The following is a 23,802-nucleotide window of genomic DNA, read 5'->3' as shown; positions in this document are numbered from 1 at the left end:
AAATAACAAATGGGAAGAGATTTAAAATACACGAGAAACATAGGTATTGCTGCGCATATTGACGCGGGTAAAACAACTACAACCGAGCGTATTTTGTTCTATACGGGAGTGAGCCATAAACTTGGTGAAACTCACGATGGTTCTGCGACTATGGACTGGATGGAGCAGGAGCAGGAAAGAGGGATTACGATTACCTCTGCTGCGACGACCTGTACTTGGAATTTTCCAATGGAAAATGCCCAGCCTACTCCGGAGACTAAACCGTATCACTTCAATATTATAGACACTCCCGGTCACGTTGATTTTACCGTGGAAGTAAGCCGATCGTTAAGGGTTCTTGATGGATTGGTTTTTTTGTTTAGTGCGGTAGATGGTGTGGAGCCACAGTCTGAAACCAACTGGAGGCTTGCAGATAAATACAGAGTGCCCCGTATGGGATTTGTAAACAAGATGGACCGTCAGGGGGCTAACTTCCTCGAAGTTTGTCGCCAGGTGAAGGATATGCTGGGTTCTAATGCAGTGCCGATCGTACTTCCTATTGGAGATGAAGCTGATTTTAAGGGGGTAGTTGACCTTGTGAAAAACAGAGCGGTAGTATGGCACGATGAAAACTTTGGGTCTACTTTCGACGTGGTTGATATTCCTGCAGATATGCAGGATGAGGTAAACGAATACCGAGCCGCTTTGATCGAAGCTGTTGCGGAATACGATGAGGCTTTGATGGAGAAATTCTTCGAAGACGAGAATTCTATTACTGAGGATGAGATTCACACTGCGCTTCGTGCAGCGGTGATGGATATGAGTATCATTCCTATGGTTTGTGGGTCGTCGTTTAAGAATAAAGGGGTGCAATTCCTGCTCGATGCAGTGTGTAGGTATTTGCCTTCTCCTCTGGATAAAGAAGATATAGAAGGAACGCATCCAGATACTGGAGAGAGTATTTCTAGGAAACCGGATGTAAACGGTCCTTTTGCAGCTTTGGCATTTAAGATTGCGACCGATCCCTTTGTGGGACGATTGGCGTTTTTTAGAGCTTACTCAGGAAAACTCGATGCAGGGTCTTATATTTTGAATACCCGTTCGGGTAAAAAAGAACGTATTTCGCGTATCTATCAAATGCACTCCAATAAACAGAATGCTATAGATTCTATTTCTGCCGGAGATATCGGTGCAGCGGTAGGGTTTAAGGATATCAAGACTGGAGATACGATGAGTGATGAAAAACACCCAATCGTTCTCGAAAGTATGGATTTCCCCGATCCGGTAATCGGTATAGCTGTTGAGCCTAAAACTAAAGCGGATGTGGATAAATTGGGTATGGCACTTGCTAAGTTGTCGGAAGAGGACCCGACTTTCCAAGCTAAAACTGATGAGGCTTCAGGACAGACTATTATTTCTGGAATGGGAGAACTTCACCTCGATGTTATCGTAGATCGTCTTAGAAGAGAATTTAAGGTAGAAGTAAACCAAGGGCAACCTCAGGTGGAATACAAAGAGGCTATTACAGCTTCTGCAGATCACAGAGAAGTTTACAAGAAACAAACTGGTGGACGTGGTAAATTTGCGGATATCGTATTTACTATGGAACCTGCTGAAGAAGGTAAAACCGGGCTTGAATTTGTAAATGAAATCAAAGGTGGTAACATCCCTAAGGAATACATTCCTTCTATAGAAAAAGGATTTAAAGAAGCCATGAAAAACGGGCCTTTGGCTGGATTTGAGATGGATTCGATGAAGATTGTTTTGAAGGATGGTTCTTTCCACGCCGTTGACTCCGATTCGCTTTCTTTTGAATTGGCTGCCAAGTTGGGATATAAGGTCGCTGCCAAAGCAGCTCGCGCTGTGCTTATGGAACCTATGATGAAACTGGAGGTGCTGACTCCGGAAGAGAATATGGGAGATATAGTGGGTGACCTTAACCGTAGACGTGGACAAGTGAACAATATGGACGATAGAGCTGGGGCTAAAGTGGTTAAAGCAATTGTACCGCTATCTGAAATGTTCGGATATGTTACAGCTTTGCGTACCTTGTCGTCTGGTAGGGCTACATCTACAATGGAATTCTCTCACTATGCGGAAACTCCGGCAAATATAGCTGAAGAAGTGATTAAGAAAGCAAAAGGGGTTGAAGCTTAAACTTTAGGAAAATGAGTCAAAAAATAAGAATAAAATTAAAATCGTACGATCACAATTTGGTAGACAAGTCTGCCGAGAAGATTGTGAAGACTGTAAAGACTACCGGAGCCGTAGTTACAGGACCTATCCCGTTGCCAACACACAAGAAATTGTTTACGGTACTTCGTTCGCCTCACGTGAACAAGAAATCGAGAGAACAGTTTCAGTTGAGCTCTTACAAGAGGTTGCTCGATATTTACAGCTCTTCATCCAAAACAATCGACGCTCTTATGAAACTGGAATTGCCCAGTGGAGTAGAGGTAGAGATTAAGGTCTGAGAGTAGTTGTTAGTTTGTTGTTTGTAGTTGATAGTGTAGCTATAAACTATGGGCTTCTAACTAATAGGAAACATGTCCTGAGCGATTTGCGAGGGAAAAACGGAAAAAAATATATTCAGGGTTGAAATATGTTTTTTGACCCTGAATTGTTTTAAATAGAGAATTAATTAGTAACAATGTCGGGTTTCGGGAAGGTTATAACCGAGCTTGGAATCTGACGGAAAATCAAAAATCAGTATGTCTGGGTTAATTGGTAAAAAAGTGGGCATGACCAGTATTTTTGACGAGAACGGTAAGAACATTCCATGTACCGTAATCGAGGCTGGTCCTTGCGTAGTTACCCAAGTCAGAACCAATGAGGTTGACGGGTATGAAGCTCTTCAACTCGGTTTCGATGACAAGGCAGAAAAGCGTGCTAATAAGGCCGAATTAGGTCACTTTAAAAAAGCAGGAGTTTCTCCCAAGAAGAAAGTTGTCGAATTCCAAGGGTTTGAAGGAGAGTTTAAGTTGGGCGATACCATAACGGTAGAGCACTTTGCTGAAGGAGAATTTGTCGATGTGACAGGAACTTCTAAAGGGAAAGGATTCCAAGGGGTTGTAAAGCGCCACGGTTTTGGTGGGGTAGGTCAGGCTACTCACGGGCAGCACAACCGTCTTAGAGCACCTGGATCTATCGGTGCAGCATCTTATCCTGCAAGAGTATTTAAGGGGATGAAAATGGCCGGTAGAACAGGAGGAGAAAGAGTGACAGTTGACAACCTGCAAGTGTTGAAAGTGGTTCCGGAAAAAAACCTTCTCGTAGTTAAGGGATGTGTTCCGGGACATAAAAATGCTTATGTAATAGTTCAGAAGTAATGGAAGTAGCAGTATTAGATATCAACGGAAAAGAAACAGGTAGGAAAGTTAGTCTTTCTGACGCTGTTTATGGGATAGAGCCTAATAATCACGCTGTTTATCTCGATGTAAAACGCTATTTGGCCAATCAGCGTCAGGGAACGCACAAGGCTAAAGAGCGCGGAGAGATTGCTGGAAGTACCAGAAAGCTCAAAAAGCAAAAAGGTACCGGTACAGCTCGTGCAGGTAGTATTAAGTCGCCCGTGTTTGTAGGTGGAGGAAGAGTTTTTGGTCCGAGACCAAAAGATTACACCCAGAAACTGAATAAAAACGTAAAGCGTTTGGCACGTAAGTCGGCTTTGAGTCTTAAGGCAAAAGAAGCTGCGATTGTAGTTTTGGAAGATTTTAACTTCGACGAACCTAAGAGTAAAAATTTTACTTCTGTGCTGAAAGCCTTAGGGTTAGAGGATAAAAAATCTTTGTTTGTATTGGGTGAGCCAAATAAAAATGTATATTTGTCGTCACGCAATTTAAAGACTTCTGAGGTTGTAAATGTTTCAGAATTAAGCACTTACGCCATTTTAAACGCGAATAATCTAGTCCTTTTGGAGGGTGCTCTAGAAGGAATTGAAACAAATTTAAGTAAATAAGGGACCATGAGTGTGTTAATCAAGCCTATAATTACGGAGAAAGTAACCGCGGATAGCGAGGCGAATAATCGCTATGGTTTTATTGTTGACAGAAAGGCAAATAAGATTCAGATTAAGGATGCTGTAGAAGCTACTTATGGTGTTTCTGTTGAAAAAGTGCGAACCATGAATTACGGTCCTAAGCGAAGTGTTCGTTATACTAAAGCTGGTGTGCAGTACGGTAAGACCAACGCCTTTAAAAAGGCTATAATTCAGGTTGCGGAAGGAGATACTATTGATTTTTATAGTAATATATAAGTAAGGTAAGACAAAAATGTCAGTTAGAAAACTAAAACCGATAACCCCGGGACAGCGATTTAGAGTAGTAAACGGATTTGACGCGATTACTACTGATAAGCCGGAGAAGAGTTTGCTCGCTCCGTTAAAAAAATCCGGGGGAAGAAACAGTCAAGGAAAAATGACCATGCGCTACAGAGGTGGTGGTCATAAGAGAAAGTATCGTATTATTGATTTTAAAAGGGATAAAGCCGGAGTAGAAGCTACGGTAGAGTCTATTCAATACGATCCTAACAGAACCGCTTTTATCGCGCTGTTGAAGTACAGTGATGGAGAAAAGCGTTATGTGATTGCTCAGAGTGGGCTTCGCGTGGGGCAAACAGTAGTGTCTGGCCCTGGAAGTGCTCCCGAGGTGGGGAATGCGATGCCTCTGTCAGATCTTCCGCTGGGAACAGTGATTTCTTGTATAGAGTTACGTCCCGGACAAGGAGCGGTAATGGCGAGAAGTGCTGGAACTTTTGCACAGCTCATTGCACGCGAGGGAAAATACGCTACGGTAAAACTTCCTTCTGGAGAGATACGCCTTATATTGGTGACTTGTAGTGCTACAGTTGGAGCGGTGTCTAACTCAGATAATCAGCTTTTAGTATCTGGAAAAGCCGGTAGAAGCAGATGGTTGGGTAGAAGACCGAGAACGAGACCTGTGGCAATGAACCCGATAGATCACCCGATGGGTGGTGGTGAAGGAAGGGCTTCAGGAGGACATCCGAGGTCTAGAAACGGAGTTCCTGCAAAAGGATTCAGAACGCGTTCCAGAACCAAGGCGAGTAATAAGTATATCGTAGAACGTAGAAAGAAATAAAAGAGATAACAGATGGCACGTTCGTTAAAGAAAGGACCGTACGTTCACTATAGTTTGGAGAAGAAGGTACAGCAGAATATAGAGTCTGGAAAGAAAACCGTAATCAAGACTTGGTCTAGAGCCTCTATGATTACTCCGGATTTCGTTGGACAAACAATAGCTGTACACAACGGTCGGCAGTTTGTTCCCGTTTATGTTACAGAAAACATGGTGGGGCATAAGTTAGGAGAATTTTCACCTACTCGATCTTTTAGAGGTCATGCAGGTGCAAAGAATAAAGGAAAAAAATAACAGGAAGCTATGGGAGTTCGTAAAAGACAAAGAGCAGAGCAAATCAAGGAAGCCAAGAAGAGCTTGGCTTTTGCTAAGTTGAATAACTGCCCTACTTCGCCCAGAAAAATGCGTCTGGTAGCAGACCTTGTTCGGGGACAGAAAGTGGAAAAAGCACTTGCTATTTTGAAATTCAGCCAGAAGGAAGCTTCGCGACGTTTGGAAAAACTGTTGTTGTCGGCTATTGCCAACTGGCAGGTGAAAAACGAGGATGCCAATATTGAAGAAGCAGACCTGTTTGTCAAGGAGATCAGAGTAGACGGAGGAAGTATGCTTAAAAGACTTCGCCCGGCACCCCAAGGGCGTGCGCACAGAATACGCAAACGCTCTAACCACGTAACATTGGTATTGGGAGATAATAATAACACACAAAGTTAGAAGATAGATGGGACAAAAGACAAATCCAATAGGAAATCGCCTCGGAATAATCAGAGGATGGGAATCTAACTGGTACGGAGGTAAGGACTACGGTGATAAAATCGCGGAAGACGATAAAATCAGAAAGTATGTTCACGCCCGTTTATCGAAAGCTAGTGTTTCAAGGGTAATTATCGAGAGAACTCTTAAACTTGTAACCGTTACTATCACCACGGCTCGCCCAGGTATCATTATCGGAAAAGGCGGTCAGGAGGTAGACAAGTTGAAAGAGGAATTGAAGAAAATTACTGATAAGGAGGTTCAGATCAATATTTTTGAGATCAAGAGACCCGAGCTGGATGCTAATCTTGTCGCTGCTAGTATAGCGCGTCAAATAGAGAGCAGGATCAGTTATAGGCGTGCGGTAAAAATGGCTATTGCCGCTGCTATTCGAATGAATGCTGAAGGAGTAAAGGTTCAGATTTCCGGACGTTTGAACGGTGCTGAGATGGCGCGTTCAGAATCGTATAAGGAAGGGCGAATTCCGTTGTCTACCTTCAGAGCTGATATCGATTACGCTCAAGCCGAAGCGCATACTACTTATGGTAGGCTCGGTGTGAAAGTGTGGATCATGAAAGGCGAAGTTTACGGAAAGAGAGAGTTGTCTCCGCTGGTTGGAATGTCCAAAAAACAGCAGGGCGGTGGTAAAGGGGGTGCCAAAAAAGCTCGCCGAAGAAAGTAATTTTTTAAAGTAAGAAAAAATGTTACAGCCAAAAAGAACCAAATATCGCAAACAGCAGAAAGGCCGTATGAAGGGAATTTCCCAAAGAGGTCATGAGCTTTCTAACGGAATGTTTGGTATAAAATCGATGGATTCTTCTTTTATTACAGCGCGTCAGATTGAGGCTGCTCGTGTAGCTGCTACTCGTTATATGAAAAGGGAAGGACAACTGTGGATTAAGATATTTCCGGATAAACCTATTACCAAAAAACCTCTCGAAGTACGTATGGGTAAAGGTAAAGGTGCAGTAGAATACTGGGCTGCGGTAGTTAAACCGGGAAGAATTATGTTCGAAATTGGAGGTGTGCCTTTAGATGTAGCCAAAGAAGCCTTGCGTCTGGCAGCTCAAAAACTTCCGGTTCGAACCAGGTTTATCGTAGCGAGAGATTATTCAGCTTAATAATTGGATGAATTATGAAACAGTCAGAAATTAGAGAATTATCTGTTGCTGAGCTACAAGAGAAGCTTGGTGAGGTCAAAAAAAATTACGCAGACTTAAAAATGGCTCACGCTGTCACTCCGCTTGAAAATCCGCTTCAGCTCAGAAAAGTGAGAAGAACGATTGCTCGTTTGGCTACAGAGCTGACAAAAAGGGAAGTAGAATAATCCTATGCTGCTTAAGATGGAAGAAAAAAGAAGTTTAAGAAAAGAGAGAATAGGGGTCGTTACCAGTAATAAAATGGAGAAATCCATAGTGGTTTCGGAAGTTAAACGTGTGAAACACCCTATGTACGGAAAATTCGTGCTCAAGACAAAGAAATATGTTGCGCACGATGAAAAGAACGATTGCAACATCGGTGATACAGTTAAGATAATGGAGACTCGTCCGTTGAGTAGAACCAAATGTTGGAGATTAGTTGAAATTATAGAAAGAGCTAAGTAATTATGGTACAGCAAGAAACAAGATTAAAGGTGGCCGATAATACCGGGGCCAAAGAGGTTCTTACCATTCGTGTTCTGGGAGGTACAAAGAGGAGATACGCTTCTGTAGGCGACAAGATTGTTGTTACTGTAAAAGAAGCTACCCCCAACGGGAACGTTAAAAAGGGGCAAGTGTCTACCGCTGTTGTTGTGCGTACCAAAAAAGAGGTGAGAAGGCCAGACGGTTCTTATATCCGTTTTGACGACAATGCCTGTGTGTTGCTCAACCCTACTGGTGAAATGCGCGGTACGCGTGTATTTGGTCCGGTAGCGAGAGAACTTCGCGACAAGCAGTTTATGAAAATTGTATCATTGGCACCGGAAGTGCTGTAATACATACCTAGAAAATGATAAAGCTTAAAATAAAATCAGGAGATACCGTAAGGGTTATTGCCGGAGATCACAAAGGTGAGGAAGGCAAGGTCTTGAAAGTAGATCGTGAAAAGAACAGGGCAATAGTAGAAGGGGTAAACTTGGTGTCTAAACACCAGAAACCCAGCGCTAATAACCCTCAGGGGGGAATTGTCAAAAAAGAAGCCTCCATCCATATATCTAATATTGCGCTGATAGATGCTAAGAGCAAGGAAACTACCAGGGTTGGATATGAGGTGAAGGATGGTAAGAAGGTTAGAGTTTCCAAGAAATCCAACGAAGTTATTTAGTTATGGCATATATTCCGAGATTGAAACAAGAGTATAGAGACAAGGTTGTCACTGCTCTCAAGGATGAATTCGGGTACAAAAATGTAATGGAAGTGCCCCGACTGCAAAAAATAGTGGTGAGCCGTGGTGTAGGAGCTGCTGTTGCAGACAAGAAGCTTATAGATTATGCAGTTGAAGAACTGACTACCATTACCGGACAGAAGGCGGTATCTACCATTTCTAAAAAAGATGTCGCTTCGTTTAAACTCCGTAAGGGTATGCCCATCGGAGCTAAGGTTACTTTGAGAGGGGATCGTATGTATGAATTCCTAGATCGTTTGGTAACTACTGCACTCCCTAGGGTTAGAGATTTTAACGGTATCAAGGCAAATGGTTTTGACGGTCGTGGAAATTACAACCTCGGTATCACTGAGCAGATTATATTTCCAGAAATCGATATCGACAAGGTAAATCGTATTTCAGGAATGGACATTACCTTTGTGACCTCTGCCGCTACCGACAAGGAGGCAAAATCATTGTTAAGCGAATTGGGATTACCTTTTAAAAAGAATTAAGTATGGCTAAAGAATCCATGAAAGCCCGCGAGGTAAAGAGAAGAAAATTGGTGGCTAGGTATGCTGAAAAACGCAAGGCTCTTAAAGAAGCCGGTGATTATGAAGCATTGCAAAAACTGCCAAAAAATGCATCACCTGTAAGGCTGCACAACCGTTGCAAACTTACCGGAAGACCTAAAGGATATATGAGAGTGTTCGGTATATCCAGGGTTACTTTCCGCGAGATGGCCAATCAAGGGCTTATTCCCGGTGTTAGGAAAGCAAGTTGGTAAATTTTAACAGGTGGTAAGTTTGTCGACACGACGAAAACTACTACCGCAAATTTTAATAAATGTATACAGATCCTATTGCAGATTATTTGACGAGAATCAGGAACGCTAGTAGTGCTGGGCACAGAGTGGTTGAAATTCCTGCTTCTAATTTGAAAAAAGAGATCACTAAGATTCTTTTTGACCAAGGATATATTCTCAGCTATAAGTTTGAGGATAATTCCGTACAAGGGACGATTAAGATTGCGCTGAAGTACGATAAGGTGACCAAAGATCCTATTATCAGAAAAATACAGCGAGTGAGTAAACCGGGTTTGCGTAAGTATGCAGGCTCAAACGATCTTCCCAGAGTGTTGAACGGCCTAGGTATAGCCATAGTGTCTACTTCTCACGGAGTGATGACCAGCAAACAGGCCAGGAGCGAGAACGTTGGAGGTGAAGTATTGTGTTACGTTTACTAACAAAATAAAGACGAGAAGAGATGTCACGAATAGGAAAGAGTCCGATAAATATACCCGACGGAGTTACCGTATCTATCAAGGATAATGTGGTGACCGTTAAGGGAAAATTAGGAGAACTGAACCAGGAAATCAAAGATGTTGCTGTTAAGCAGGAAGACGGACAGATTGTACTGGAGGTTACCGATGATAGCAAAGATCAGAAAGCAAAGCACGGGCTTTACCGTACTTTGGTCAACAATATGGTAATAGGAGTTTCTGAAGGATATACCAAAGAACTCGAGCTGGTAGGTGTAGGATACAGAGCGAGCAATCAAGGTCAAAAACTCGATTTGGCTTTAGGTTTTTCTCATAATATAGTAATTGAACTTGCCCCTGAGGTAAAAGTTGAAACTATATCAGAGAAAGGGAAGAACCCTATTATAAAGCTCACATCCTTCGATAAACAACTTGTAGGACAGGTAGCGGCTAAGATACGTTCTTTCCGTAAGCCTGAGCCATACAAAGGTAAAGGGATTAAGTTTGTCGGTGAGGTATTGAGAAGAAAAGCAGGTAAATCAGCTTAATAATTAGCATTATGGCATTATCAAAGACGGAAAGAAGACAACGTATAAAAAACAGGATCAGAAAGGTGGTCAGCGGTACGGCCGAAAGACCTAGACTGGCCGTTTATAGAAGTAATAAAGAGATATACGCTCAACTGGTAGACGATGTTAACGGTGTTACACTTGCTTCGGCTTCTTCGAGAGACAAGGATATCGCCGGAACTGAAGGTACTAAATCTGATGTTTCTGCTTTAGTGGGTAAAGCTATCGCCGAAAAAGCGATTAAGGTTGGTATAGATACCGTGTCTTTCGACAGAGGTGGATATCTGTATCACGGAAGAGTTAAATCATTGGCAGAAGGAGCTAGGGAAGGCGGACTAAAATTCTAAGAAATTATGTTTCAGAAATACAAAAATGCAGAATTGGTAAAACCCGGCGGACTCGAACTGAAGGATCGTTTGGTTGGCGTACAGAGAGTTACTAAGGTTACTAAAGGAGGTAGGGCTTTCGGCTTTTCTGCGATAGTAGTAGTAGGTGATGAAAACGGTGTTGTAGGACATGGTTTGGGTAAATCTAAAGAGGTTGCCGACGCCATTGCCAAAGCTGTTGAAGATGCGAAAAAGAACTTGGTTCGCATTCCTCTTAACAAAGGGACCCTTCCTCACGAACAACGCGGTAAATACGGTGGAGCACGAGTGTATATTCAGCCTGCATCGCACGGTACCGGAGTAATCGCCGGAGGAACAGTGCGATCTGTGTTGGAGTCGTTGGGAGTATCTGACGTATTGTCAAAATCTCAAGGATCTTCTAATCCTCACAACGTTGTTAAAGCTACTTTTGACGCACTGTTGCAGTTGAGAGATGCCCGCACCGTTGCTGCGCAACGCGGAATATCTCTGGAGAAAGTTTTTAAAGGGTAAACAAGGATAGAAGCATGGCAAAAATAAAAGTAACACAGGTAAAGAGCCAGATTAAGCGCCCTCAGGATCAAAAAAGAACCCTCGAAGCGCTTGGCCTTAGAAAAATAGGACAGGTTGTAGAACACGATGCTACACCAAATATCCTTGGTATGGTAAATAAAGTAAAACATTTGGTTTCCGTAGAGGAGGCTTAATTAACAATACAGTTATGAACTTAAGTAACTTAAAACCGGCAGAAGGTTCAGTGCATAAGGACGGAAAACGCGTAGGCCGTGGAGAAGGATCCGGAAAAGGAGGAACGGCTACTCGTGGGCACAAAGGAGCCAAGTCTCGTTCAGGATATTCTAAAAAGATCGGTTTTGAAGGTGGTCAGATGCCATTGCAGAGAAGGGTTCCAAAATTCGGTTTCAAAAATATCAACCGTAAGGAATACGTGGGTATTAACCTTGGAAAACTTCAGGAAATGGTAGATAAAGGTGTTATCACTGATACGGTAGATTTGGATGTTCTGATCGAAACAAGAGCGATTAAGCGATCTGACCTGGTCAAAATACTAGGAGGAGGAGAACTGAAAGCTAAACTTAAAGTATCCGCACACAAATTTACTGCAAGCGCCAAGGAGGCTATTGAAAAGGCTGGTGGCGAGGCGGTAACCGTATAAGAAAACACCGACCATGAAAAAATTTTTTGAGACAATTGCCAACGTTTGGAAAATCGAAGAGCTCAGAAACCGTATTGTGATGACCTTAGGGTTGTTGCTGGTATACCGTTTCGGAACTCAAATCGTTCTTCCCGGTATTGATTCTATTCAGCTTGCCGAACTGTCCAGTAGGACGGATACCGGTTTGCTTGGGATTCTCAATGCCTTTACAGGAGGGGCTTTTGCCAATGCTTCTGTATTTGCTCTCGGTATTATGCCTTATATCTCTGCATCTATCGTAGTGCAGCTGATGGGAATTGCCGTTCCTTACCTGCAGAAATTGCAGAAAGAAGGAGAGAGCGGTAGAAAGACGATCAACCAGATTACGCGTTGGCTTACCATAGCTATATGTGTGGTACAAGCTCCGGCTTATCTGTACGGTTTGGGAGCACTGGGAGTTCCTGAAAGTGCATTTTTACTGGGGAAAGGACTGGACTTTATAATTCCCGCGGTAATTATTTTGGTTACCGGAACCGTTTTTGCTATGTGGCTCGGTGAAAAGATTACCGATAAAGGTATTGGAAATGGTATTTCACTGCTTATTATGGTGGGTATTATCGCTCAACTCCCTCAGGCGTTTATTCAGGAGTTCGCTTCTCGTGTGTCTGAAAATAACGGTGGGTTAATGCTTATTCTAATCGAATTGGTTATCTGGTTTGTAGTTATTCTAGCTTCTATTATGCTGGTGATGGCTACAAGACAAATACCGGTGCAATACGCGAGGAGAACAACTTCTGGAGGCTATGAGAAAAATGTTTTCGGATCTAGACAGTATATTCCACTCAAGTTAAATGCCTCAGGAGTAATGCCAATTATCTTTGCTCAGGCAATTATGTTTGTTCCGGGTGCTTTGGCAGGATTGTCTAAATCTGAGGCTGCTCAGTCTGTACAGGCTGCTTTTATGGATATTTTTGGCTTGTGGTATAATCTAGTTTTTGCCCTGTTGATAATAGTGTTTACGTATTTCTATACCGCAATAACAGTGCCTACCAACAAGATGGCCGACGATCTGAAGAGGAGTGGTGGTTTTATACCTGGAATAAAGCCCGGTAAGGAAACTGGCGATTACCTCGACAAGATTATGTCGCTGATTACATTTCCAGGATCTATTTTCCTGGCAGTAATAGCTATATTGCCGGCTTTTGTAGTGAAAATTGTAGGAATGCAACAGGGATGGGCTTTGTTTTACGGAGGAACATCACTGCTCATTATGGTAGGTGTTGCGATAGATACTATGCAACAGGTGAACTCGTATTTGCTGAACAGGCATTACGACGGTCTTATGAAGACTGGTAAAAATCGTAAAGTAGTAGCTTAAACGTAATTGTTTAAATTGCTTCTCGATTGTAAGCAGAAAAATTATAAATTTGTGCCGCCTTTAAAAAGGGTAGTAAATTAAAATACAGAAGTGTAATACATGGCTAAACAAGCAGCAATAGAACAAGATGGTACGATAGTCGAAGCATTGTCGAATGCAATGTTTCGTGTGGAACTTGAAAACGGGCACGTTGTCACTGCCCATATTTCAGGCAAAATGCGTATGCACTATATAAAATTGTTGCCAGGAGATAAGGTGAAGCTCGAAATGAGCCCTTACGATTTGACAAAAGCCAGAATCACATATAGATATTAACGACCAAACAGGACGATAAGTGCCGTGTTCGGTTTGAATTTCAATCATCATGAAAGTAAGAGCATCGCTAAAAAAGAGAAGTCCCGAGTGCAAGATTGTGCGTCGTAAGGGGAGATTGTACGTAATTAATAAAAAGAATCCGAGATTTAAACAAAGACAAGGGTAATTATGGCAAGAATTGCAGGAGTAGACATACCTAAACATAAGCGTGGAGTTATCTCACTGACTTATATTTTTGGTATCGGAAAAAGCAGGGCCAAGGAAATACTGGCAAAAGCTGAAGTGAACGAAGATACTAAAGTGTCTGACTGGACGGATGAGGAGATAAACCGTATTCGCGAGGCTGTTGGTGCTTTTAAGATTGAAGGAGAATTGCGCTCTGAAGTACAGTTGAACATCAAGCGTCTTATGGATATAGGTTGTTATCGCGGTATCCGGCACCGTGCCGGCTTACCGTTGAGAGGTCAGCGAACCAAAAACAACTCGAGAACCCGAAAAGGTAGACGAAAAACTGTTGCTAATAAGAAGAAGGCAACCAAATAATAACGTAAGGTAATATGGCAAAGTCGAATACAAAAGCTTCTGCGAAGAAACGCAAGGTTATAGTGGAGTCTGTTGGTGAAGCACATGTAACAGCTTCATTTAACAATATCATCGTAGCATTGACCAACAAGAAGGGTGATGTTATCTCTTGGTCTTCTGCCGGTAAAATGGGCTTTAGAGGATCTAAGAAAAATACTCCCTATGCTGCACAGGTTGCTGCCGAGGATGCTGCTAAAATTGCGCAGGATGCTGGATTGAGAAAGGTTAAAGTCTACGTGAAAGGTCCAGGTAACGGAAGGGAATCCGCTATTAGAACCCTACACAATGCTGGTATAGAGGTTACCGAAATTATCGATGTAACTCCACTGCCACACAACGGATGTCGACCTCCTAAAAGAAGGAGAGTCTGATTTGTAGACTTAACAGACGGTGTGATACGGTACAGGATAATCCTTAGATCCTTATCACTAGTCACTTTTATAATTGTAATTAAATGAACGGGAATAGTTAACGATTATCGAAGGATAAGCCTTAATTCATAATCATTCCCAAAATATTAAATAGGTATGGCAAGATACACAGGACCACAAACTAAGATCGCCAGGAAGTTCGGAGAGCCCATTTTTGGTGATGACAAGTCTTTTGAAAAAAAGAATTATCCTCCCGGACAACACGGAAATAACAGGAGGAGAGGAAAGAAATCAGAATACGCTATTCAGCTTACCGAAAAGCAGAAAGCTAAATATACTTACGGTATTCTAGAGCGACAGTTTAGAAACCTTTTTGAAAAGGCAAACCGAAGTAAAGGAGTAACAGGGGAAGTATTGCTTCAACTTTGTGAGTCCCGACTAGATAACGTGGTATACCGAATGGGGATATCTCCGTCGAGAAGAGGTGCTAGACAATTGGTATCTCACCGTCATATTACTGTGAATGGAGAAATTGTAAATATTCCTTCATACACCCTTAAAGCCGGCGATGTTGTCGGTGTACGTGAAAAGTCAAAATCCCTCGAGGTAATCGGAAATTCGCTGGCCAATAACTCTGCGGTATACGAATGGATTACTTGGAATACAGAGAAAAGAGAGGGAACGTTCGTCAATGTACCGGAGAGACTTCAAATCCCGGAAAACATTAAAGAACAATTAATCGTCGAGTTATACTCTAAATAATAATCAGACAGCTGTCGAACTATGGCAATATTAAATTTTCAAAAGCCCGATAAAGTTATAATGATCGATTCTTCCGATTTCGAGGGGAAATTTGAATTCCGTCCTCTCGAACCCGGATATGGATTGACCGTTGGTAACGCATTGCGAAGAGTCTTATTGGCTTCTTTGGATGGTTTTGCGATTACATCTGTAAGGATAGAAGGTGTAGAGCACGAATTCTCTACCATATCTGGTGTAGTGGAAGACGTGACCGAAATAATACTCAACCTGAAACAGGTGCGCTTTAAAAGGCAGATAGAAGATGTGGAAAACGAAACCGTAACGGTTTCCGTTACGGGAAAAGAGCAACTGACAGCTGGAGATTTCCAGAAGTTTATATCAGGTTTTCAGGTGTTGAACCCGGATCACGTGATTTGCAATATGGAAAAAGAGGTGAATATAAACCTCGAACTCACTATTGAAAAAGGTAGAGGCTATGTTCCTGCAGAGGAAAATAAAAAAGCCAATGCGCCGATAGGAACTATCTTTACCGATTCCATTTTTACGCCGATCAAGAATGTAAAGTACAGCGTTGAAAACTATCGTGTAGAACAAAAAACGGATTACGAAAAATTGGTGTTTGAGATTGTTAGCGACGGTTCTATTCATCCAAAAGATGCGCTTACCGAAGCAGCCAAGATTCTTATTCATCACTTTATGTTGTTCTCCGATGAGAGAATTACGCTTGAAGCTGATGAAATTGCACAAACTGAAACTTACGATGAGGAGTCTCTGCACATGAGACAATTGCTCAAAACTAAGTTGGTCGATCTCGATTTGTCAGTGCGCGCATTGAACTGTCTGAAAGCGGCCGAAGTGGATACACTGGGAGATTTGGTGTCCTTTAACAAAAACGACTTGATGAAGTTCAGAAACTTCGGTAAAAAGTCACTTACCGAATTGGAAGAGCTCGTAGGCGTTAAAGGATTGAGTTTTGGAATGGATCTCTCCAAATATAAATTAGATAAAGATTAATCCTGCCTGATTTTTAGTGTTATAAAAACAGTACAGGACACAATACAGGGAATTAAAGATGAGACACGGAAAGAAAATAAATCACCTCGGGAGGAAGTCGGCTCACAGAAAATCGATGCTGGCCAATATGGCTTGCTCATTGATTGAGCACAAACGAATCAATACTACCGTAGCAAAAGCTAAGGCCTTAAAAGTGTTTGTGGAACCTCTTATTACAAAATCTAAAGAAGATACTACGCATAACAGAAGGATAGTTTTTGCGAGATTGAGAAGTAAATATGCCGTAACAGAATTGTTTAGGGATATAGCTGTAAAGGTCGCAGATCGACCAGGAGGGTATACTCGTATTATAAAACTGGGTAACCGTCTCGGTGATAATGCAGATATGGCTCTTATTGAGTTGGTGGATTACAACGAAACTTACAACACTGAAAAAGCCGCTAAAAAGAAATCTACAAGACGTGGTGGTAGAGGCAAAAAAGCTGATACTCCCATAGAAGTAGAAGAGGCGCCTAAGGCAGAGGAAGTTAAAGAAGATAAAGTGGAAGAGGCAGAGAATAAGCCTGAAAACAACGATAAAAAAGCTTCTGCCGACGAATAACGAATGGTGATAAAATCGTTACATACCAAAAGGATAAACATTTTAGTTTATCCTTTTTTTTGTGTTATTTTGTAAAACTTTAAATGTTTTTGCACGGCCAAAGAAATGAGGTTTAAACCTTGATTTTTAAAGTTTTGAAGCTCAGGTGTCGGTGACATTTAGTATAATTATATATCCATAGATGAAGTATCAATCAAAAAAGAAAGCGGTCGTTATCCTTGCGGATGGGGCCATTTTTTATGGAAAGGCGGTAGGTAAAGACGGTACCGCCTTTGGAGAGCTGTGTTTTAATACCGGAATGACAGGTTACCAAGAGATTTTTACCGATCCTTCTTATTTCGGGCAGATAATGGTTACTACCAATGCGCATATAGGAAATTACGGAATTAAGAAAGAAGAAGTAGAATCGAGCTCTGTAAAGATTGCTGGTTTGGTCTGTAAAAATTTTAACTATGACTTTTCAAGAGAAGGCGCGGATGGCTCTCTCCTTGAATTCCTCGAAGAAAATGGACTGTTTGCCATCTCAGATGTAGATACTCGCGCTCTGGTGAGATATATTCGAGATCACGGTGCCATGAATGCTGTAATCTCTACAGAAGTAGATAAAATTGATGAGCTAAAAGCACAATTGACCGAAGTTCCGGATATGGAAGGCCTGGAGTTGGCTTCTGCGGTTTCTATTAAAGAACCTTACTTTGTGGGTAAGCCCGACGCTACCTATAAAATAGCAGCTCTCGATTTGGGAATTAAAATGAATATCCTCAGAAATCTCGCAAGTAGAGATGCCTATGTAAAGGTGTTTCCTTACAATACTTCACTCGAAGAGCTCAAGGCGTGGAATCCGGACGGGTATTTTCTTTCCAATGGTCCTGGAGATCCAGAACCTCTTACAGGGGTGATCGAGGTAGCTAAAGCGATTATAGAAGAAAATCTCCCCTTGTTTGGTATTTGTCTCGGACATCAGATTATCGCCCTTTCACAGGGAATATCGAGCTATAAGATGCACAATGGTCACCGCGGAATAAACCACCCTGTCAAAAATATGTTGACTGGAAGAGGGGAAATCACTTCTCAAAATCACGGTTTTGCTATTAATAGAGAAGAGGTAGAGAAGCATCCCGATGTGGAAATCACACATGTTCATCTCAACGACAATACAGTTGCAGGAATACGAATAAAGGGAAAGAACTGCTTTTCTGTACAGTATCACCCTGAAGCCAGTTCAGGACCGCACGACGCTTCGTATCTCTTCGACGATTTTATTCGCATGATATCCGAAGCTGTTGCAGTAAAGAAATAGTTTTGAGGGAGTAATAGTTTAATACAACAGTATAACAAGTAAATATTATGAGTATCATCATTAGTGTACACGCAAGGCAGATATTGGATTCAAGGGGTAATCCTACCGTAGAAGTTGATGTGGTTACCGAAAATGGCATTCTCGGAAGAGCCGCAGTGCCTTCGGGAGCGTCTACCGGAGAGCATGAAGCAGTGGAGTTGAGAGATGGAGGTTCTTCCTATATGGGAAAAGGAGTTTCCAAGGCTGTAAACAACGTCAATAATATTCTAGCCGAAGAACTGGTAGGAATGTCGGTATTTGAACAGAATGCTATCGATAAGAAAATGATAGCGCTCGACGGTACAGTCAATAAGTCAAAACTCGGAGCCAATGCTATATTGGGGGTTTCATTAGCAGTGGCCAAGGCAGCTGCCAATGAATTGGGAATGCCGCTGTATCGCTACGTAGGGGGAGTGAGTGCCAATACTCTTCCTGTGCCGATGATGAATATTATAAATGGAGGGTCGCATTCCGATGCCCCTATAGCATTTCAAGAGTTTATGATTATGCCTGTCAAGGCAAGTAACTTTACACATGCTATGCAGATGGGGACTGAAATATTCCACCATTTGAAAAAGGTGTTGCACGATCGCAATCTCAGTACTGCCGTGGGAGATGAGGGAGGTTTTGCACCTACACTCGACGGTACTGAAGACGCTCTTGAGACTATTATCAAGGCTATTGATAATGCCGGATATAAGGCTGGAGATGAAGTGATGATAGCTTTGGATTGTGCTTCTGCAGAATTTTATGTAGACGGGAAATACGACTATACGAAATTTGAAGGGAGTAAAGGACAGGTGAGAAGCTCACAGGAACAAGCCGACTACCTCGCTGAACTGACCGCAAAATACCCGATTATTTCTATAGAGGACGGTATGGACGAAAACGACTGGGAAGGCTGGAAATACCTTACCGATAAAATAGGGGATAAGGTGCAGCTCGTGGGAGACGATCTGTTCGTTACCAATGTAGAGCGCTTGTCTCGAGGTATAGAAAGCAAGGTGGCCAACTCTATACTTATCAAGGTAAATCAGATAGGAACGCTTACCGAAACCATCGCAGCCGTGAATATGGCTCATAATGCGGGCTATACTTCGGTGATGTCGCACCGATCCGGAGAGACGGAAGATAATACTATTGCCGATCTCGCTGTAGCACTAAACACAGGACAGATCAAAACAGGATCGGCCTCCAGAAGTGATCGTATGGCAAAATACAACCAATTGCTCCGCATTGAAGAAGAGCTTGCCGACGTGGCCTATTATCCAGGTAGAAAGGCGTTTAAAGTGCAGGGGTAATATCCAAGATATAGAATAATACTTCAGAGACCGTCTAGAATGTAAAGTTTTAGGCGGTTTTTTTGTTGGGAGGTGGGTTAATGGTTATTAAGTTATTGGGTTAACGGGTTATTGTGGTTTAGGAGATGAGTTATTGAGGACTGAAGTTTTGGGTCTAACACGAGACCGTATTTTGTTATGCCATTCAATTTCTTTAGTTTTCGATTTTAAAATTATGATATTGCTGGAGGACAATAGTAGTCTAAATGAATTTTGTGTCATAGAGTCTTATAATTCTTGTTAAAGAGCAATAAAGAAGAGTTCTATTAACACTTTTTTCTTAAAAAAATGTAAATATGGGTAAATTTAAAACGGTATTAAAGGGCTATATTTTTATAAAACCTTATACTTGCATTACCTTTAAGGATTAATATTCCAATTTGGGTTACACCGTAAAATATAATCAACATAGAATACTAACCTAATCTGCAGTATGAAAATACGTACGATAGTCTTTGGCCTTCTGGCTTTGGGGCTGGTGGCTCTCATTGTCTATAGGGTCAGTAAAAACAACGAAGCTACGGCATCTAAAGGAAATAAGGCGAGGGGACCCTTGCAAATTTCGGGTATGGTGGTACAACCAGAACTATTTGCAGACGGCTTGTCGCTTTCCGGTTCTCTAGAAGCCAATGAAATGGTAGATATACGAAGCGAAGTAGCTGGGGTAATTAAGGAGATTTACTTCAAGGAGGGTTCTCGAGTTTCGGCGGGACAGATTCTTTTTAAGGTAGATGATATTGAGTTAAAGGCGCAGCTTTCAAAGGCCGAAACCGCTAAAAATCTTGCTGCCGAAAATGAGCGAAGAGCAAAACTACTACTCGAAAAGCAAGGTATAAGTCAGGAAGAATACGATATGGCCAGTGCTGATTACGAATCGGCCAGCGCTGAGGCCGAACTCATTGCAGCTCAGCTTTACAAAACTTCTGTAAGAGCCCCGTTTTCCGGTACTATCGGTTTGCGCAATATTTCAAAAGGAACCTATATAACTCCATCTACAACGGTCGCTAGATTGGTCAATACCGATCAGCTTAAACTCACCTTTGCCATTCCTGGTAAATATGTGTCCCAGATAAAAGTTGACAGTGAATTTACCTTTACCACTTCCGACGGAGGAAAAGAGTTTAAGGCTAAGGTATACGCTGTAGAACCCGAGGTAGATGTAGATACCCGTACACTCAAAATGAGGGCTGTGGCCGACAATAGCGAGGGATTGCTGTATCCGGGGTTGTTTGTCAATGTGAAATTCCCCCTTGAAGTAGTGCCCGATGCTCTTTTAGTGCCTTCGGAAGCGCTAATACCCATACAGAACGGCAAAAAGATTTTTGTAGTGAAAAACGGTAAAGCTCATGCCGTAGAGGTAGAAACAGGTGCCCGTACCAAAAGTGATGTGCGAGTGCTTACCGGAATACAGAAAGGAGATACTATTCTTACATACGGCATCATGGCCCTAGAAGATGGGGCGGCAGTAAATGTGGTTCTCGATCATTAACAAAATACTTCTTTAGCTCATCCAGATGAATTTATCTACCTTAAGTATAAAACGACCTGTACTGGCTTTGGTGATGAATATCCTGATTATCCTTTTCGGAGTGTTGGGGTATTTGTTCCTAGGGGTTCGGGAATTCCCGTCTATAGATCCGGCGCGAGTTTCCGTGCAAACCTCCTATGCGGGAGCTAATGCAGAGATTATTGAGTCGCAAATTACCGAACCTCTCGAAAAATCGATAAACGCTATTGACGGTATTCGCAATATTACTTCTAGCAGTTCTCAAGGTCGAAGCCGTATAAATATAGAGTTTAACCTAGACAAAAACCTAGAAGAGGCTGCTAATGATGTTAGAGATAAAGTGTCGCAAGCTATGCGAAACCTCCCTGAAGATATCGATGCTCCTCCGGTAGTGAGAAAGGAAGATGGCGATGCAGAACGCATTATTGCGATGACTATTCAGAGCGATGTAAAAAATACTTTAGAACTCTCCGACTACGCAGATAACGTTATAGCACAGCGAATACAAACCATACCAGGAGTGAGTAGTGTACAGATCTGGGGTGAGCGAAGGTATGCTATGCGTCTGTGGATGGATCCGCTCAAACTCTCTGCTTACGGCGTTACCGTAGGTGATGTGAGAGATGCACTTTTAGCTCAAAATGTAGAGCTCCCCTCAGGAAAACTTACCGGAGCCAATACCGAACTTACGGTGCGTACTATTGGTAATCTCGCTACCGAAGAAGAATTTGACAATATCATTATTCGAGCCGACGGCAATGAGATAGTACGCTTTAAAGATGTGGGAAAGGCTGCTCTAGAGGCCGAAAATATGGAGACCAAGATGAGCGACTCCGGGCAACCCATGGTAGCTGTGGCTATTATTCCACAGCCGGGAACCAACTATCTTGATATTGCCGATGCCTTTTATGAGGAGTACGAAAACTTATTGAGAGATCTCCCCGAAGGATTTAAACTCAATATAGCTTCCGATGATACGATTTTTGTAAAACGCGCTGTAGAAGAAGTGGGGGAGACTTTGATCATCTCTATTGTACTGGTTGTACTGGTAATCTTCCTGTTTTTTAGAAACTGGTCTATTGCACTGAGACCGTTGCTGGATATACCCGTGTCGCTTATTGGAACCTTTTTTATTATGTGGCTACTTGGCTATTCGGTCAATGTATTGACGCTACTGGCTATAGTGTTGGCTACCGGATTGGTGGTGGATGACGGTATAGTAGTAACCGAAAACATCTATAAAAAGGTAGAAGAAGGATTACATCCGATAAAAGCAGCCATAGAAGGAGCCAAGGAGATTTTCTTCGCGGTGATCTCTATTTCTATAACCTTGGCAGCAGTATTTCTTCCGGTTATTTTCCTCGAGGGTTTTGTGGGAAGGTTATTTAGAGAATTTGGAGTGGTTTTGGGAGCGGCGGTACTTATTTCGGCCTTTGTATCTCTTACGCTTACTCCTATGCTCAACGCCTATCTCATGAAACCGGGAAAGCAGACACAATCGCGATTTTATCGACGTACAGAACCTTATTTTGTAATGATAAATAAGGGGTATGCCGGCAGTTTGGAGCGTTTTATGAAAAGGAAGTGGTTGAGCTTCCCACTTTTGGCAGGCTGTGTTGGGCTCGCCGCATTGTTTTATGTGTTGCTCCCCAAAGAAACGGCGCCTTATGAAGATCGCAGTTATGTCAATTTAAGAGTCACCGCTCCCGAAGGGGTGTCGTATGAGTATATGGATCGCTATATGACCGAGATCACTAAGTTGATCAACGATTCCATACCAGAGAAAAAGGTGAGTTTGATACTCACTTCTCCGGGCTTTGGTTCGGCTTCTGTAAACAGTGGAAGAGCCAATATAACATTGGTCCCTCCCGGAGAAAGAGAGAGAAGTCAGGGAGAGATTGCCAACGACCTCAATCGTTGGGCCAAAAAATATGTGGGCGCAAAAACCAGTGTCACCCAAAGGCCTACCATTGCAGTAAGTCGTCGCGGAGGTTTGCCCATACAGTATATTATTCAGGCTCCTAATTTTGAAAAATTGGAACAAAAAGTGCCGGAGTTTATGGCAGAGGTAGAAAAAGACCCGGTGTTTTCTTTTACCGATGTAGATCTCAAATTCAACAAACCCGAGGTTTTTGTAGATATAGACCGCCAAAAGGCAGAGAGTATGGGAGTTTCCGTTCGCGATGTGGCGCAAACCTTGCAGTTATCACTCAGTGGACAACGCTTCGGTTATTTTCTGATGAATGGAAGACAATACCAAGTAATCGGGCAATTTGACAAGGAAGACCGGGAAGCTCCGGTAGATTTGGCTACCATTTTTGTGCGCAACAGAAATGGCAAACTGATACAATTAGATAACCTAGTCAATATTACAGAACACAGTAGTCCGCCTCAACTCTACCACCATAACCGATATCTCTCTGCAACGGTTTCGGCAGGATTAGCACCCGGCAAAACCATTGGAGACGGTATAGCGGCAATGGATAGAATCAAGGAAAAAGTGCTGGACGATTCATTTACCACAGATCTCGGGGGTGAATCTAGGGATTTTATGGAAAGTGGTTCCAATACAACTTATGCCTTCGCATTGGCCTTGTTGTTGATATTTCTCATACTCGCCGCTCAGTTTGAGAGTTTTGTAGATCCTTTTATCATCATACTTACCGTTCCAATGGCTGTGGCCGGTGCTTTGTTTTCTCTTTGGTTGTTTGGGCAGAGTTGGAATATTTTTAGCCAGATTGGTACTATTATGTTAATTGGGCTAGTAACTAAGAATGGGATATTAATTGTAGAATTTGCCAATCAGCTCCGAGAAGGGGGAATGCCTAAATCAGAAGCTATTCTCATCGCTGCCGAATCTCGATTGAGACCTATATTGATGACGAGTCTCACTATTGCTTTGGGAGCCTTGCCTATTGCGCTTTCGCTCGGAGCCGCTTCAACCAGCCGTATTGGGATGGGAGTGGTAATTATCGGAGGAACTATGTTTTCCCTTGTGCTTACTCTATATGTGATTCCGGCTATTTACGCTATGTGGTCGAGAGAGAAAAAACACCGTCCAGAACTCGATGCCGTATAAAA

Annotated in this window: 34 protein-coding genes; all 34 read left to right on the top strand. The window is 42.4% G+C overall.

Annotated elements, in window-relative coordinates:
- The first annotated feature begins 9 nt into the window (after window positions 1-9).
- The 34 genes from fusA to ACYZZR_RS01610 all read left to right on the top strand — a co-directional run bounded on the left by fusA (window position 10) and on the right by ACYZZR_RS01610 (window position 23,800).
- On the top strand, window positions 10-2,136 hold the full coding sequence (fusA, locus tag ACYZZR_RS01775; protein ID WP_461532266.1) for an elongation factor G: 2,127 nt from the start codon (window positions 10-12) through the stop codon (window positions 2,134-2,136).
- A gap of 11 nt (window positions 2,137-2,147) precedes the next feature.
- On the top strand, window positions 2,148-2,453 hold the full coding sequence (gene rpsJ / locus ACYZZR_RS01770; RefSeq protein WP_072318085.1) for a 30S ribosomal protein S10: 306 nt from the start codon (window positions 2,148-2,150) through the stop codon (window positions 2,451-2,453).
- A 237-nt stretch (window positions 2,454-2,690) separates the two neighbouring features.
- Window positions 2,691-3,308 (top strand): 50S ribosomal protein L3, encoded by a 618-nt coding sequence (gene rplC / locus ACYZZR_RS01765; RefSeq protein WP_461532265.1) that lies wholly within the window; start codon window positions 2,691-2,693, stop codon window positions 3,306-3,308.
- Entirely contained in the window at window positions 3,308-3,937 is a 630-nt protein-coding gene (gene rplD / locus ACYZZR_RS01760; RefSeq protein ID WP_461532264.1) for a 50S ribosomal protein L4, read from the top strand. Before rplC ends, rplD begins: the two co-directional genes overlap by 1 nt.
- Window positions 3,938-3,943: 6 nt before the next feature.
- A complete protein-coding gene (rplW, locus tag ACYZZR_RS01755) occupies window positions 3,944-4,234 on the top strand; it encodes a 50S ribosomal protein L23 (protein WP_461532263.1) in 291 nt (96 codons plus the stop codon).
- Between the two features lie 16 nt (window positions 4,235-4,250).
- The gene (gene rplB, locus ACYZZR_RS01750; RefSeq protein WP_461532262.1) at window positions 4,251-5,075 is read left to right on the top strand and encodes a 50S ribosomal protein L2; all 825 of its coding nucleotides are present in this window, start codon (window positions 4,251-4,253) and stop codon (window positions 5,073-5,075) included.
- A gap of 12 nt (window positions 5,076-5,087) precedes the next feature.
- A complete protein-coding gene (gene rpsS, locus ACYZZR_RS01745; RefSeq protein ID WP_112369858.1) occupies window positions 5,088-5,366 on the top strand; it encodes a 30S ribosomal protein S19 in 279 nt (92 codons plus the stop codon).
- A 9-nt stretch (window positions 5,367-5,375) separates the two neighbouring features.
- Window positions 5,376-5,783 (top strand): 50S ribosomal protein L22, encoded by a 408-nt coding sequence (gene rplV / locus ACYZZR_RS01740; protein ID WP_461532261.1) that lies wholly within the window; start codon window positions 5,376-5,378, stop codon window positions 5,781-5,783.
- Window positions 5,784-5,790: 7 nt separating this feature from the next.
- On the top strand, window positions 5,791-6,504 hold the full coding sequence (rpsC, locus tag ACYZZR_RS01735) for a 30S ribosomal protein S3 (RefSeq protein WP_461532260.1): 714 nt from the start codon (window positions 5,791-5,793) through the stop codon (window positions 6,502-6,504).
- A gap of 19 nt (window positions 6,505-6,523) precedes the next feature.
- On the top strand, window positions 6,524-6,943 hold the full coding sequence (gene rplP / locus ACYZZR_RS01730; protein WP_461532259.1) for a 50S ribosomal protein L16: 420 nt from the start codon (window positions 6,524-6,526) through the stop codon (window positions 6,941-6,943).
- A 14-nt stretch (window positions 6,944-6,957) separates the two neighbouring features.
- Window positions 6,958-7,149, top strand: coding sequence for a 50S ribosomal protein L29 (gene rpmC / locus ACYZZR_RS01725; RefSeq protein WP_461532258.1), 192 nt, complete (start codon window positions 6,958-6,960; stop codon window positions 7,147-7,149).
- Window positions 7,150-7,165: 16 nt separating this feature from the next.
- Window positions 7,166-7,426, top strand: coding sequence for a 30S ribosomal protein S17 (rpsQ, locus tag ACYZZR_RS01720; protein WP_461532257.1), 261 nt, complete (start codon window positions 7,166-7,168; stop codon window positions 7,424-7,426).
- A 2-nt stretch (window positions 7,427-7,428) separates the two neighbouring features.
- Entirely contained in the window at window positions 7,429-7,797 is a 369-nt protein-coding gene (gene rplN / locus ACYZZR_RS01715) for a 50S ribosomal protein L14 (RefSeq protein ID WP_112369853.1), read from the top strand.
- A gap of 14 nt (window positions 7,798-7,811) precedes the next feature.
- Window positions 7,812-8,126 carry a 50S ribosomal protein L24 gene (gene rplX / locus ACYZZR_RS01710; protein WP_461532256.1) on the top strand — a complete coding sequence of 105 codons (315 nt, stop codon included), beginning with the start codon at window positions 7,812-7,814 and terminating at the stop codon, window positions 8,124-8,126.
- A 2-nt stretch (window positions 8,127-8,128) separates the two neighbouring features.
- The gene (gene rplE, locus ACYZZR_RS01705) at window positions 8,129-8,680 is read left to right on the top strand and encodes a 50S ribosomal protein L5 (protein WP_461532255.1); all 552 of its coding nucleotides are present in this window, start codon (window positions 8,129-8,131) and stop codon (window positions 8,678-8,680) included.
- Window positions 8,681-8,682: 2 nt separating this feature from the next.
- A complete protein-coding gene (gene rpsN, locus ACYZZR_RS01700; protein ID WP_461532254.1) occupies window positions 8,683-8,952 on the top strand; it encodes a 30S ribosomal protein S14 in 270 nt (89 codons plus the stop codon).
- Window positions 8,953-9,011: 59 nt separating this feature from the next.
- Complete coding sequence (rpsH, locus tag ACYZZR_RS01695) at window positions 9,012-9,410, top strand: 30S ribosomal protein S8 (RefSeq protein ID WP_461532253.1); 399 nt, start codon at window positions 9,012-9,014, stop codon at window positions 9,408-9,410.
- Window positions 9,411-9,430: 20 nt separating this feature from the next.
- The gene (gene rplF / locus ACYZZR_RS01690; RefSeq protein WP_461532252.1) at window positions 9,431-9,973 is read left to right on the top strand and encodes a 50S ribosomal protein L6; all 543 of its coding nucleotides are present in this window, start codon (window positions 9,431-9,433) and stop codon (window positions 9,971-9,973) included.
- 11 nt (window positions 9,974-9,984) lie between these two features.
- Entirely contained in the window at window positions 9,985-10,341 is a 357-nt protein-coding gene (rplR, locus tag ACYZZR_RS01685; protein WP_461532251.1) for a 50S ribosomal protein L18, read from the top strand.
- 6 nt (window positions 10,342-10,347) lie between these two features.
- Window positions 10,348-10,872, top strand: a complete 525-nt coding sequence (gene rpsE, locus ACYZZR_RS01680; protein ID WP_461532250.1) for a 30S ribosomal protein S5 — start codon at window positions 10,348-10,350, stop codon at window positions 10,870-10,872.
- Between the two features lie 14 nt (window positions 10,873-10,886).
- Window positions 10,887-11,066, top strand: coding sequence for a 50S ribosomal protein L30 (rpmD, locus tag ACYZZR_RS01675; protein ID WP_461532249.1), 180 nt, complete (start codon window positions 10,887-10,889; stop codon window positions 11,064-11,066).
- A 14-nt stretch (window positions 11,067-11,080) separates the two neighbouring features.
- The gene (gene rplO / locus ACYZZR_RS01670; RefSeq protein ID WP_461532248.1) at window positions 11,081-11,533 is read left to right on the top strand and encodes a 50S ribosomal protein L15; all 453 of its coding nucleotides are present in this window, start codon (window positions 11,081-11,083) and stop codon (window positions 11,531-11,533) included.
- 13 nt (window positions 11,534-11,546) lie between these two features.
- On the top strand, window positions 11,547-12,890 hold the full coding sequence (secY, locus tag ACYZZR_RS01665) for a preprotein translocase subunit SecY (RefSeq protein WP_461532247.1): 1,344 nt from the start codon (window positions 11,547-11,549) through the stop codon (window positions 12,888-12,890).
- A 99-nt stretch (window positions 12,891-12,989) separates the two neighbouring features.
- Window positions 12,990-13,205 (top strand): translation initiation factor IF-1, encoded by a 216-nt coding sequence (gene infA, locus ACYZZR_RS01660; protein ID WP_461532246.1) that lies wholly within the window; start codon window positions 12,990-12,992, stop codon window positions 13,203-13,205.
- Window positions 13,206-13,254: 49 nt separating this feature from the next.
- On the top strand, window positions 13,255-13,371 hold the full coding sequence (gene ykgO, locus ACYZZR_RS01655) for a type B 50S ribosomal protein L36 (protein ID WP_074978891.1): 117 nt from the start codon (window positions 13,255-13,257) through the stop codon (window positions 13,369-13,371).
- Window positions 13,372-13,373: 2 nt separating this feature from the next.
- The gene (gene rpsM / locus ACYZZR_RS01650) at window positions 13,374-13,748 is read left to right on the top strand and encodes a 30S ribosomal protein S13 (protein ID WP_461532245.1); all 375 of its coding nucleotides are present in this window, start codon (window positions 13,374-13,376) and stop codon (window positions 13,746-13,748) included.
- Between the two features lie 14 nt (window positions 13,749-13,762).
- The gene (rpsK, locus tag ACYZZR_RS01645; RefSeq protein ID WP_461532244.1) at window positions 13,763-14,158 is read left to right on the top strand and encodes a 30S ribosomal protein S11; all 396 of its coding nucleotides are present in this window, start codon (window positions 13,763-13,765) and stop codon (window positions 14,156-14,158) included.
- Between the two features lie 156 nt (window positions 14,159-14,314).
- Complete coding sequence (gene rpsD, locus ACYZZR_RS01640) at window positions 14,315-14,920, top strand: 30S ribosomal protein S4 (RefSeq protein WP_461532243.1); 606 nt, start codon at window positions 14,315-14,317, stop codon at window positions 14,918-14,920.
- A 21-nt stretch (window positions 14,921-14,941) separates the two neighbouring features.
- Window positions 14,942-15,934 (top strand): DNA-directed RNA polymerase subunit alpha, encoded by a 993-nt coding sequence (locus tag ACYZZR_RS01635; protein ID WP_461532242.1) that lies wholly within the window; start codon window positions 14,942-14,944, stop codon window positions 15,932-15,934.
- Between the two features lie 58 nt (window positions 15,935-15,992).
- On the top strand, window positions 15,993-16,535 hold the full coding sequence (gene rplQ / locus ACYZZR_RS01630) for a 50S ribosomal protein L17 (protein ID WP_461532241.1): 543 nt from the start codon (window positions 15,993-15,995) through the stop codon (window positions 16,533-16,535).
- A 181-nt stretch (window positions 16,536-16,716) separates the two neighbouring features.
- Window positions 16,717-17,835: a glutamine-hydrolyzing carbamoyl-phosphate synthase small subunit gene (gene carA / locus ACYZZR_RS01625; RefSeq protein WP_461532240.1), complete on the top strand. Its 1,119-nt coding sequence runs from the start codon at window positions 16,717-16,719 to the stop codon at window positions 17,833-17,835.
- A gap of 47 nt (window positions 17,836-17,882) precedes the next feature.
- Complete coding sequence (eno, locus tag ACYZZR_RS01620) at window positions 17,883-19,175, top strand: phosphopyruvate hydratase (RefSeq protein ID WP_461532239.1); 1,293 nt, start codon at window positions 17,883-17,885, stop codon at window positions 19,173-19,175.
- 472 nt (window positions 19,176-19,647) lie between these two features.
- Entirely contained in the window at window positions 19,648-20,703 is a 1,056-nt protein-coding gene (locus ACYZZR_RS01615; RefSeq protein WP_461532238.1) for an efflux RND transporter periplasmic adaptor subunit, read from the top strand.
- A gap of 25 nt (window positions 20,704-20,728) precedes the next feature.
- Window positions 20,729-23,800 carry an efflux RND transporter permease subunit gene (locus ACYZZR_RS01610; protein WP_461532237.1) on the top strand — a complete coding sequence of 1,024 codons (3,072 nt, stop codon included), beginning with the start codon at window positions 20,729-20,731 and terminating at the stop codon, window positions 23,798-23,800.
- Window positions 23,801-23,802 lie beyond the last annotated feature (2 nt).

It is taken from the genome of Sinomicrobium sp. (assembly GCA_029266035.1).
Classification (GTDB): Bacteria; Bacteroidota; Bacteroidia; order Flavobacteriales; family Flavobacteriaceae; genus Sinomicrobium.
This window is presented reverse-complemented; position numbering and strand designations above follow the sequence as displayed.